The sequence below is a fragment of the Paenibacillus woosongensis genome, from assembly GCF_030122845.1.
GTDB classification, from domain to species: domain Bacteria; phylum Bacillota; class Bacilli; order Paenibacillales; family Paenibacillaceae; genus Fontibacillus; species Fontibacillus woosongensis_A.
This window is the reverse complement of the sequence record NZ_CP126084.1, coordinates 3,191,412-3,202,942: the sequence shown is the minus strand read 5'-3', so window position 1 is coordinate 3,202,942 and position 11,531 is coordinate 3,191,412. Positions and strand designations below refer to the sequence as shown.

The window sequence follows — 11,531 nt, the reverse complement described above, 5'->3', positions numbered from 1 at the left end:
AGATGATGAAGGGGTTGTTGTTCATGTCAGATCAAGAAAACCGCATTCTCGTAGTGGACGATGAGGAACGTATTCGCCGTCTGCTCAAAATGTATTTGGAAAAAGAGGGTTATGAAATTGATGAAGCGGAAGATGGTGAGACCGCTCTCAAAAAAGCAACCTCCAATGATTACGGCTTGATCCTTCTCGACGTAATGCTTCCGGGAATTGACGGAGTCGAGGTGTGCAGCCGTTTGCGGCAGATCAAGTCGACGCCGGTGCTGATGCTCACGGCCAAAGGGGAAGAAATCAACCGGGTACAGGGATTTGAAGTTGGGGCAGACGATTATGTTGTCAAGCCGTTCAGTCCCCGTGAAGTCATATATCGGGTCAAAGCGATTATGCGGCGCGCATCGGCTACAGCTTATTTGACCAAAGAGAGCGGTACGAGCAACAATATCGTATTCCCTCATCTTGTCATTGAGCACGATGCTCATCGGGTAACCGCAAGCGGGCAAGAGGTTAGCCTTACGCCGAAGGAGTACGAGCTCCTCCATTATTTGGCCACTTCGCCCGACAAAGTATTTTCCCGTGAGGAGCTGCTGAAGGACGTATGGAATTACGAGTTCTTCGGCGATCTGCGGACCGTGGACACCCATGTGAAACGGTTGCGCGAGAAGCTGAATAAGGTATCGCCGGAGTCGGCAGCCATGATTACTACCGTCTGGGGCGTTGGTTATAAGCTGGAGGTTGCGAAATAAGTGAGCTTCTGGAGAACGCTTGTAGGCAAGCTGTGGATAACGATCATCGGTTTAGTGGCTTTTGTGCTCATGAGCATGGGATTGTTTCTGCTGCCATATATCGATACGAATTTCACCGATCCCGCAGCAGTCAAGAAGCTGTTTGTCATCGTTTCCATCATCGGCTTCTCGCTGACGACGTTTTTTGCCTTATTCCTCTTCACGAAGATTACGCAGCCGATGCAGCAGCTGATCAGCGCTGCCGATGCGATTCGCAAGGGAAAATACGATACGAGACTATCGTTGCAAACAAGCGATGAGATCGGTGAGTTGGCTAACACCTTTAATCATATGGCTGAGGAGCTGGAGAATACGATCCGCAGCTTGAACCATGAGAAGGAACATCTGTCCAGCGTTTTAAGAAGCATGAATGATGCCGTGATTACGATAGATTGGGGGGGAGCGGTCATTCTGACGAATCCCCCGGGTGACCAGCTCCTCCAATTGTGGGGCGATTTGCCGGATGATGAGCATGAAGCTCTTCAATTTAACGTACATGGCGAACGGGCGATCGAGATTCCGAAACCACTCCTGCCGATGTTCCGGAAGGTGCTGGATCAGGAAGGGGATCAAAGCGCCAATATTCACGTCAAGCAAAGCGTGTGGTCCGTGCATATGGCGCCGCTTTCCTCGGATGGCGAAATTAGAGGCGCGGTAGCGGTTTTGCGCGATGTGACCGAAGAAGTGCGTTTGGAGAAGATGCGCCGGGATTTCGTGGCCAATGTATCGCATGAAATCCGGACACCGCTGTCGATGATGCAGGGTTACAGCGAAGCGCTTCTCGATGGAATGGCCGCTTCTCCAGAAGAGAGCCAGGAGCTCGTGCAGGTTATCCACGACGAGTCTCTACGCATGGGACGTCTGGTCCGTGACCTACTCGACCTGGCCCGGATGGAAGCGGGACATACCGATATCGCGATGCACCGGGTTGACGTCAAGGAGATCATTGAACGCGTATATCGCAAGTTTGCGGTACGGGCCAAAGAGCACCATGTTCAACTGGAGCTGGATTTGGGGATCGGACCGATGATTGCAGAAGCAGCCAATGAAGACCGCTTGGAGCAGGTTCTCACGAACCTGCTGGACAATGCCTTCAGGCATACGCCGGAGGGACGGAGTGTTTATATTGCTGCGGACGCCAGGGAAGGCAAGCAAGGACGTGAGCTGCACATCTCCATTCGAGACGAAGGCACCGGGATACCGACGGAGGATTTGCCTTTCGTATTTGAGAGGTTCTATAAAGCGGATAAAGCCCGGGTTCGGGGAACGGCTGCCGGAACGGGACTTGGTCTTGCTATCGTAAAAAATATCATCGATGCCCATCACGGCTCGATTCAGGTGAACAGCAGCATAGGGAAAGGGGCGCATTTCCAGATCACCCTTCCTGTCGAAAAGGTACAATAATCGTAAAACATCCTTACCTCGTAAGGATGTTTTTGTTGAAAAATTTCTGATCTCGAAGATAAATCTTGTTCATCGTGGAACAAAAGGAGAGGGGCTTCAGACGGGGGAATACCACGTCTGAAGCCCCTTGCTTAATTTGCAGGTTAATTATGATTTAAATTCGATTTGCAGAGCGGTGTTCAGCTCTTGCAGGCTCACTAATTCATCAAGCACTTCTTTGGAAACCGTCTTGTCCACGGTCAGCACCATAATCGCCTCGCCACCAATAATTTTACGTCCAACTTGCATCGAAGCGATATTTACATCATTTTTGCCGAGTAGAGTGCCTACGCTTCCGACAATGCCGGGCTTATCATTATGAGAGATAAAGATCAAGTTGCCTTCCGGAGCGATATCGACCGGGAACTTATCGATCCGTACGATCCGCGCGCCATATTCTTTCAGCAAAGTGCCCGCGATGCGGCGATCTTTGCCGTCTTCTGTTTTCAGCGTAACGCTGATGCGGTTCGTAAAGCCTTTACTAGCCGAGGATTGCGATACAACTACGTCAATGTCGCGTACCTTGGCCAGATGCACCGAATTGACGATATTCACATCGTTGCCGAAATGGCGGGACAATACCCCCTTGATGATGTAGCGCGTAAGTGGTTGAGTATCTACCTCTGCTAAATCGCCGGCGTATTCAACATGAATTTCATGTACAGCCTGGTTGTTCAACTGGGCAGCAAATGCACCGATTTTCTCGCCAAGCTCGAAAAATGGCTGCAGCTTGTTCATCACGCTTGCCGCGACTGGAGGCATGTTCACCGCGTTCTTGAACGGTTCGTTGCGCAAAATGTGCAGCACTTGCTCCGATACGTCGATCGCTACGTTTTCTTGAGCCTCTACCGTTGATGCGCCCAAATGAGGAGTAACGATGATTTTCGGATTGTTCAGGAATGGATGATCCGCTGCCGGCGGCTCCTGCTCGAATACGTCGAAGGCTGCACCGGCAACGATGCCTTGATCGATCGCTTCGACCAATGCTTGCTCATCGACTACACCGCCGCGGGCGCAGTTAATGATGCGCATGCCTTTTTTCATCACCTCGAACTGCGGGCGGGAAATCATGTGCTTCGTTTCGGGTGTGAGCGGTGTATGAACCGTGATAAAGTCAGCGTTCCGCACGATTTCGTCGACGGTAGCCAGCTTCACGCCCAGTTTCTCGGCGCGTTCCTCTGTCATGAACGGATCGAATCCGAGGATATCCATGCCAAATGCCTTAGCGCGTTTCGCGACTTCGCTGCCGATACGGCCCATGCCAAGTACGCCCAGCTTCTTGTTGCGCAGCTCCACGCCGAGGAACTTGCGATCCCAGGTTCCTTGGATCGTCTTAGCGTAAGCTTGCGGAATATGGCGGGCAAGAGCCATCATCATCGCAAAAGCGTGCTCGCATGTCGTAATTGTGTTGCCGTCCGGGGCGTTGATCACGATGATACCGCGTTTGGTCGCTGCATCCAGGTTAATGTTATCGACACCGACGCCTGCGCGGCCGATCACTTTCAGATTGGTTCCGGCTTCCATAATCTTCTCGGTGACTTTCGTTTGGCTGCGTACGAGCAGAGCGTCGTAGTCCGGAATGATTTGGATGAGCTCATCCTCCGAAAGTCCCGTCTTTTTCTCTACTACAACGTCGCTTGCGTCCATCAACTGCTGGATTCCGAGGTCGCTGATGGGATCTGATACTAGTACTTTGAACATGATTTCTTTTCCTCCTAAAAGTTTTGTATATAGCATTGCTTCTTCGGAAAGTCTTCGATACAAAACTTTCTTCGGAAGCATTCGCTTAAATTAGGAAACACTATATCTAGGTGCCGTTCCAATGCGTTAGAGGAGCGAAAGGATCGAGGTTCAAACTATTTGCTAAATGCTGCAAGCAGGTTGCCAGCAAGCATAAAAAAACTCTCAATCCGCACACTACTTCCGTAGTAAGGGACGAGAGTTGTTCGTGGTACCACCCTAATTCGCTGCTCCTCGCAGATACAGCCTCAGTTGTCATGATGACATGTTGATAACGGAGTTCCTCCGATTGCGCCTACTCCTATCGTTCAGCACAATTACTCAGGATCGCTAGAGTTCCCATTCCGCTACCGGTTTGCAGCACCACCGGCTCTCTGTAAGCTTCGCGACAACTCGTTTCCTTCATCGTGTTTAACAAATGCAATTTTTCATAATGTATCATGACCTTAAGGAAAGTGTCAATACCGTAAATGATAGGGTCCGGGGTAGCCTTGAATAACCTTGGTAATTTGGTTATGATTTTAATGTTGTCGAATTGTATCAGACCCCGCCATACAGACAGCAGCTACTGTTCGGAGAAAAACGGCACCTCCGGAAGGAATTCCGTTGCATAATAGGCCGATTTCCACTTCAGGAACTCTTTTCCTTGAACAGCTTCGGTATCCGTAAGGACGTTGACGATGGAAGTTACCGAATTCAGCTTCATGGAGCCTGCTTTGCCGCTGTCGATCATCTGGTCGATTTTAGCCGTCATATCCTGCGGAAGATACGATACATAGAGGTTGCTGCTGACCATCAAGTCGCTGACAATTTTATTTTTAACCGCCAGTGGATAGGATGCCCATTCTTTGACGGTGGTATTTTCCTTGAATACTACGTCCGAAGGGATCGACTTGTTGCTTTTAGCGGCCCATTTCATCATGGACGTATAATATTTTTGCTGGGCTTTCAGTCCGTATTGTTCGGCATTATTCGTAAATTCGTCCTCAGCGAGCAATTTAGCAAGCTGTGCTCCGCTTTTGCTGCCGATTTCAATCCGGCTTGTGCTTTCATCAAAGAGCTTCAAACTTTTCAAAATATCACTTTGTGCATCTTGTAACAAGGGGGAGGACACCGTAATCGTCTGAGCTTGGATCTGCTCATATTGCTTGCGTGATGCATTGCGGATATCCTTCATGATGCCGATTGATTTTACCCTGGAATCGCTACTTCTCAGTTGGTCGACGAGCCCGAAATATTCATGTTTGAATTGCTCGTAAGGCTGGAACACAACGTAATAGTAGGCGACGAGGTCCTGCTGCTCGTAGGAAGCCGTCGTCTCAAATCCCGGTAGGTTCGTCAGATGGGCGTATTTCGCTTCAGCTTGCGTGATGCCCATTTTGAAGCCAAGGAAGAAAGTTCCGAAGGCCGCGACTAGCGTAAACAGAAACCCGAGCATGAACAATAATTCGAACCGGTAAGATTTTTTCTGCATAATCAAAAACGCTCCTCTTACAAGTATTTTTTAGTCCGAGAGCACTAAGAAAGATTATATGCCTGGTACTGGTTTGTGTATAGAACTATAATAAAGGACAGGATTTGACGAATACTATGAAAAAAGACAAGTTCGGCAAAATAAAAATTCAAAGAGTCGATCCGGGTCAACTTAATGAGCGCCTATTGCTGATTAATTTATACATTACACAAGGTCTTACTTTAATTATCGGAATCATCATCCTTTTTTTTCAGAAGCGAAGTGTGATTTCACTGCTCCAATTTCCGGAAAATTATCGATTTCTGCTATGGGGCTGTGGATTGGCCGCGGCGATGTTTGGCGTCGATTTCCTGTTGTCGAGGTTCGTGAAGGAGGAGAGCCTGGATGATGGGGGAATCAATGAGATGCTGTTTCGCAATCGTCCGGTGTGGCATATCGCAATCATATGCGTCATCGTGTCTATTTGCGAAGAACTGCTGTTTCGCGGGGCGATTCAGTACGGGCTCGGACCGTATTGGACGAGTATCATTTTTGCCTTGATCCATGTCCGTTACCTTAGACACTGGATTCCAACAGGATGGGTATTTCTTAGCAGCTATGCGCTGGGATACATTTATATACAGGCGGGTACGTTATGGGCTCCGATCGTGTGCCATTTTCTCATTGATTTCATATCGGGACTCGTCATTAAATTTCGGAGGGGAACATGAGTGAACGCTTGAGCAGGATGGAGCGGTACGGTCAGCGCCGCCATCCGAAAGACAGACATCAACGATCCGGGGCGGCCCGGAAGCATCCAGAGCAACATAGATCGAGCGAGTCCACTTCCGGAGTTCCCGGAAGGAAGGCAGCTAGTCAAGGGAGGCTGCCTAAGGGAGCTCATGATTCGCTTAAGCGAAATCGGAGCATCAGCGATGGTGCGAATACTCGCGAAATGGCTAAATCCGGCCATTCAGGCGAGCATTATGCGATAAATTTGCTGCGTCCGGAGTCCGAAGGAGAGGACCAGTTTGAGTTATCCGCCCAGGAGCTTCCCTCCAGACGGGAGGTCTATCCTTCGCAGAGGGTGAAACTGACGAAGTATTTTGTGAACACTTTACTGTTCATCTTTGTGGCCGTAATGGTGGCCTTGTTCTGGTGGGGAATTAGTGAGTCGCCTTGGGGAAAGAGCCATGGCATGTAGCTTGAGGGATTTCAGCTAATCATAGCCATAATAAGCAGCAGAATAATCAATATTCCAACGGATGAATTAAATCAAGGGCATTCCCGGTCTGTTCAGACCTTAGGGAATGCCCTTTTTACCGTTAGATGACTGTTAGTCGCTGGATGTTCGTTACGCACCGCCTGGCGTTGGCGTTTCAGGCGCAGAGGAAATCGTCCGCGGATCCACGAAACTGTAGCCTGCTGCCTGAATTTTCATCAGCAGCTCGTCAAGTGCCTCTTCCGTCCAGGGAAGCTCGTGCATGAGGATATTGCTGCCGGGATGGAGCTGATCCATGACGTTTTGAATGACGCCTTCCGGCTTGTTCTTGAATTTGGCGTCCCAATCCAAGGAGCCGTTGGACCAGGTCATATAGATCATTTCATTATCCTTGACGATGCCGTGAAGTGTATCGTTTCCCGAGCCAAAAGGGGGACGGAAGAATCGCGGGCGTTCCCCGACGGTCTCCTCAACAATGCTTTGCACGTCCTCGATCTGCTTGCGAGCGCTATCCGCAGATTCCTTCTTCAAGTCGATGTGATCCCAGCTGTGATTACCGATAATTTGCCCGCGTTCATGGATGAGCTTCAGCAAATCCGGATTTTTTTTGACACGGTAGCCATTGACGAAAAATATCGCTTTAGCTTCGTATTTATCGAGGGTATCCAGGAGTCCTTCCAGCATTTCTTTCTCTTTCGGGCCGTCGTCAAAGGTCAGCAGAACGACCTTCTTCTCGGTGCCTTCCTCATTCGGAACTACATTATAGGCCTTATTGATGTGATACTTATATTCGGGCGAAGCCTCGGCATCAGAGCTGTCGGAATTTGCTTCCTCTGCTCCCGCGGAAGCATTGCTGCTGCCGTCCGCAGCGTCATCCACAGCTTCGCCATTAACCGGAATTCCGGGGGAATTCGTTTCGGTTGACGTGGTTTGGCCTGCATTGGCAGCGTCAGAATTGACAGATGGACGAACGGAGCCGCATGAGGCAAGAATGATGCAGCAGGCTGCGATGAGCAGAACCTTCTTGTTGAGCAAATGATTTCATCTCCCTTTTGTGTTTCTTCCTGTATTTATTGCGCATGAGTTTGAACCAAAGCGTGAACACTACAAATGATTTTAACACAATCAAGGAGGTTTTTAGGGTGAAATCTGTCTCATTCTTATGTGGTGCGTTAGTTGGGGCTGCAGCTGTGATTTGGTCGGCCAAAAGAAACGGAGGCAAGCTTACAGGCGGCAAAGGAATTATGAATTTGGCTGGAATGACCATGAATTCTGCAGGCAAAGGGAGCGAACATGGGCATTCGTCCGCAAGCGAGCATAAGCACGGCTCGTCCGGCATGGGCGAATCGAAGGTGCATCCCAGTTCCGCTGTATCCTCGCACGATGCGGGTCATTCGAAGGAATACAGTGTGAAGCAAATTACGGATTTCATCAAAGGAAATGCCGATGTCCGCCGCGAAGTGGAGCAGATTTTGAAAGAGACGAATTCGGTCATTCCCGGGCTCTAAAAATTGCCGATTTATGGATCATTTTCAGCTCCCTCGAGGTCGAGCAGAAAATGATTCTTTTTTTGTCTATTTTATTACGTGCATTTAAGTAAGATAAATGATAACATACTTACAAAGAACCATTTCCAGCACATATTACAGCAGGTTTCATAATCTGTTATAACAAGGCTTGGGGAGGAGGATCCTGTATGAAAATTGAAAGATTGGGCCAAGATAAGATACGGATTTTCCTCACGTTTGACGACCTTAGCGAACGCGGTATCCAGAAAGAGGACATGTGGCAGGAAATTCCCAAGGTTCATGACCTGTTCACGGAAATGATGGATCAGGCTTACAATGAAGTGGGATTTGACGCTACTGGCCCTTTGGCCGTTGAAGTTTTTGCGCTTCCTGCTCAAGGAATGGTCGTCATAGTGACGCGCGGCAAATTCGACCACCATCATGGGGTTGGGCCGCACTATGAGGATGATTTACCGGACGAAGTCTATGAGATGGAAGTAACGCTGGAGCAGAGTGATACGATTCTATATTCCTTTGATGATTTCGAAGTATTGATTGAAGCGGCTCACGTTCTGCGGCCTATGCTTACTGAAGCTGGCAGACTATTTAAATATAACGGGAAATGGGTTCTTCAATTAGAGCCAGAAGATTTGGAAGAAGGAAAGCATCCGGCAGTCATTGCGGTTCTCGCTGAGTTCGGCGAGGCGACCTCTGTTACTCCAGCGATGCTGGAGGAGTACGGAAACCAGGTCATGTCCGAGAATGCGATCGGAGTTATTTGCAGTAACTTCAAGCGTCAGGACTAAGCCATGGTGCGGTACGTGTTGTATCGGATCAACGAAAGCTTGAATATTTCGAAGGGTCGATGAGGGGGAATACCGTTGATTTTTTTCTCGATTGCGACCGCAGCGGTAGCCCCCGGAATCGCCTTGTTGACTTATTTTTACCTTAAGGACAAGTATGAAGCCGAACCGCTGCATATGGTCATTAAGGTTTTTTTACTTGGATTTATTATTATTCTCCCGGTTATGATACTGCAGAGCGGCTTGATGCTCTGGCTGGGTGAGGGCTCTCTGGTCAACGCTTTCGTCATTTCAGCAGGCGTTGAGGAATCGCTGAAATGGTTTGTACTGTTCCATATGATATATAACCATACAGAATTCGATGAGCCTTACGACGGGATTATATACGCTACAGCCATTTCGCTCGGCTTCGCCACGGTAGAGAATGTCATTTATTCCTTTGCCCAGCAAGCTACTGTCGGAACATTGCTTCTCCGGGCTTTGCTGCCTGTCTCCGGGCATGCCATGTTCGGCGTCATGATGGGTTATTACATGGGCCGGGCCAAATTCTCTACAGGCAAGGATAGCCGAAGATTTCTGGTCTATTCATTGCTAATGCCTCTGTTCTATCATGGTGTATATGACTGGATACTGGGTAATATTACGCATTACTGGATTTGGTATATTGTTCCTCTCATGGCATATCTATGGTATGGAGGCATCGGGAAAATGTACAGGGCCAACAAGAGATCCCCTTTCCGAAGACTGCTTGAGGATAGGGTTAACAATACCGAAAATAGGGCATCCTAATGACAGCTTATTCGCGGAAATCCATGTCGTGAAGCTGAAAGGGGTGCTTTTTTTAGTGCGTGTAAAAGTGAAAATCACTTGTAAAACATGCGGCGAACGATTCGTTCTGCGCGGCAAAAAGGAGCGCGGTCAGATCGAGACGGGGTTCAAGCAATGTCTATGCGATAACCGCCATGATTTCGTTATTGAAGAGGACATGCCTTGATGGGCAATGGGTAACAAATGGACAACAAGAACATTTTCAGCAGAGCTGTCAAAAGTGAATAATCTTCCTTCCTTCTAGTCAAACTAACTTCAGTTCGTTGAAGGAAGGAGTGTAGATGATATGTATAGACGTTTGAGTGCCATACTATTTCCGATCGCCACGGTTCTGTTAATCGGTGCTTTAATGTGGGGCTATCAGGAAAACCAAGAAAAGAACGCGATTCTCATCAAAGCGGAAAATCAGTATCAGCGCGCATTCCATAGTTTGTCGTTCCATGTCGACAAGCTTCACGGAGAGCTAGGGAATACGCTGGCCGTGCATAGCAACTCGACCGGATCGCAGCGCAAAGGTTTGGTGAACGTATGGAGGATCACGAGCGAAGCGCAGAATGAAATCAATCAGCTGCCATTGACCATGCTTCCTTTTAACAAAACGGAAGAGTTCCTGTCCAGAATTTCGAAATTTTCTTATCAGGCGGGAGTCCGCGATTTGGCCAAGCAGCCGTTGACCGACAGTGAAATGAAAAATTTGAAGGAGCTTTACAAGAGCTCTGAGCACATTTCCAAACAGCTGCAGGAAGTTCAGGACAAGGTCCTTTCCAAACGCCTTCGCTGGATGGACGTGGAGACTACGCTAGCCAATCCGAACAGTCAGCAGGACAATACGATTATCGATGGCTTCAAGACGGTAGACAAGCGAGTCGGGGAATACCCGGAGCTCGATTGGGGACCATCCGTGGCAAGCATTTATAACAAACGCTCCGTCAAGAAGCTCGGAGGGAAACCTGTTACCGTCAATGAAATCAAGACGAAAGCTGCCCAGTTCGCTGGAGTTCATTCACCGCATAATATCCAAGTTACCGAAAATGGAAAGGGAACGGAATGGGCTTCCTATACGGCCAAGGTTCAAGGAGGAAACAAGTCCGAATCCGTTACGCTCGATTTCACGCGTCAAGGCGGCCATCTGATCAATTACTGGAGCGACCGCCACATTGGACCTAAAGCGATCACTCACGAGCAGGCTAGAGAGTCGGCGGCTCATTTCCTGAAGAACAAGGGCTATCACGACTTAACGCCGGTGACTTACGATGAATACGACAATATCGGCAGCTTCACATTTGTCAAAAAAAATAAAGACGTGCTAATTTATCCGGAGAAAGTTTCGGTTCGGGTCGCTTTGGACAACGGGCATGTGATCGGCATGCAGGCAAGCGATTATGTTTATGAGCAGCAGGACGGGAAAGAGCGGAAACTCTCGACTCCGAAGCTAACGCTTGAGCAGGCCCGCAAGTATTTGAATCCCGAATATAAAGAGCAGTATCACCGGCTTGCGCTGATCGAAAACGATATGTCGGAGAAAGTGCTGACATACGAATTCGGCGGGGCAATCAATGGCTCGAAATATCGTATCTACCTTAATGCCGATAATGGCAATGAGGAAGTTGTCGAGCAAATCCGCGATGGGCACGCTAAGAAGACCTCCCGGTAAAATCAAAAAACGGACCTGATTGAAATGATCTGGTCCGTTTTTTATTGTCAGCGGAATATTTATTTGATCCATCCCGTGGTATAATCAAATGGTAATGATAA

The 11,531-nt window shown here is 48.6% G+C and carries 12 protein-coding genes and 1 other annotated feature; of the genes, 9 read left to right on the top strand and 3 right to left on the bottom strand.

Translation table 11 applies throughout. The features are described 5' to 3' along the window. Positions 1 to 23 precede the first annotated feature (23 nt). Both QNH46_RS14700 and QNH46_RS14695 read left to right on the top strand, forming a co-directional pair. Positions 24 to 740 (top strand): response regulator transcription factor, encoded by a 717-nt coding sequence (locus tag QNH46_RS14700; RefSeq protein WP_055107737.1) that lies wholly within the window; start codon positions 24 to 26, stop codon positions 738 to 740. Next, positions 741 to 2,183, top strand: a complete 1,443-nt coding sequence (locus QNH46_RS14695) for an ATP-binding protein (RefSeq protein WP_283924970.1) — start codon at positions 741 to 743, stop codon at positions 2,181 to 2,183. Positions 2,184 to 2,330: 147 nt separating this feature from the next. On the opposite strand, the gene serA is transcribed toward QNH46_RS14695, so the two are convergent. Next, positions 2,331 to 3,923, bottom strand: coding sequence for a phosphoglycerate dehydrogenase (gene serA, locus QNH46_RS14690; protein WP_283924969.1), 1,593 nt, complete (start codon positions 3,921 to 3,923; stop codon positions 2,331 to 2,333). A 227-nt stretch (positions 3,924 to 4,150) separates the two neighbouring features. Then, positions 4,151 to 4,377: a binding site (T-box leader), on the bottom strand. A gap of 150 nt (positions 4,378 to 4,527) precedes the next feature. Further along, entirely contained in the window at positions 4,528 to 5,436 is a 909-nt protein-coding gene (locus QNH46_RS14685; protein ID WP_283924968.1) for a hypothetical protein, read from the bottom strand. A 116-nt stretch (positions 5,437 to 5,552) separates the two neighbouring features. On the opposite strand from QNH46_RS14685, the gene QNH46_RS14680 reads away from it, so the two are divergent. Together QNH46_RS14680 and QNH46_RS14675 are read left to right on the top strand one after the other, a co-directional pair. Then, on the top strand, positions 5,553 to 6,146 hold the full coding sequence (locus QNH46_RS14680) for a CPBP family intramembrane glutamic endopeptidase (RefSeq protein WP_283924967.1): 594 nt from the start codon (positions 5,553 to 5,555) through the stop codon (positions 6,144 to 6,146). Beyond that, positions 6,143 to 6,619 carry a hypothetical protein gene (locus QNH46_RS14675; RefSeq protein ID WP_283924966.1) on the top strand — a complete coding sequence of 159 codons (477 nt, stop codon included), beginning with the start codon at positions 6,143 to 6,145 and terminating at the stop codon, positions 6,617 to 6,619. Before QNH46_RS14680 ends, QNH46_RS14675 begins: the two co-directional genes overlap by 4 nt. Before the next feature lie 150 nt (positions 6,620 to 6,769). Here the strand turns inward: QNH46_RS14675 and QNH46_RS14670 are convergent, their stop codons facing one another. After that, positions 6,770 to 7,672 (bottom strand): polysaccharide deacetylase family protein, encoded by a 903-nt coding sequence (locus QNH46_RS14670; RefSeq protein ID WP_283924965.1) that lies wholly within the window; start codon positions 7,670 to 7,672, stop codon positions 6,770 to 6,772. Between the two features lie 107 nt (positions 7,673 to 7,779). Here QNH46_RS14670 and QNH46_RS14665 point away from each other — a divergent pair, with 107 nt between their 5' ends. From QNH46_RS14665 to ypeB, 5 genes are all read left to right on the top strand, one after another. After that, the gene (locus QNH46_RS14665; RefSeq protein ID WP_283924964.1) at positions 7,780 to 8,145 is read left to right on the top strand and encodes a hypothetical protein; all 366 of its coding nucleotides are present in this window, start codon (positions 7,780 to 7,782) and stop codon (positions 8,143 to 8,145) included. Positions 8,146 to 8,333: 188 nt separating this feature from the next. Continuing rightward, entirely contained in the window at positions 8,334 to 8,951 is a 618-nt protein-coding gene (locus tag QNH46_RS14660) for a genetic competence negative regulator (RefSeq protein WP_155610146.1), read from the top strand. A 75-nt stretch (positions 8,952 to 9,026) separates the two neighbouring features. Beyond that, a complete protein-coding gene (prsW, locus tag QNH46_RS14655) occupies positions 9,027 to 9,737 on the top strand; it encodes a glutamic-type intramembrane protease PrsW (RefSeq protein WP_283924963.1) in 711 nt (236 codons plus the stop codon). Positions 9,738 to 9,804: 67 nt separating this feature from the next. After that, positions 9,805 to 9,942 carry a hypothetical protein gene (locus QNH46_RS14650; protein WP_283928547.1) on the top strand — a complete coding sequence of 46 codons (138 nt, stop codon included), beginning with the start codon at positions 9,805 to 9,807 and terminating at the stop codon, positions 9,940 to 9,942. 120 nt (positions 9,943 to 10,062) lie between these two features. Next, positions 10,063 to 11,430, top strand: a complete 1,368-nt coding sequence (gene ypeB / locus QNH46_RS14645; RefSeq protein WP_283924962.1) for a germination protein YpeB — start codon at positions 10,063 to 10,065, stop codon at positions 11,428 to 11,430. Positions 11,431 to 11,531: the final 101 nt, after the last annotated feature.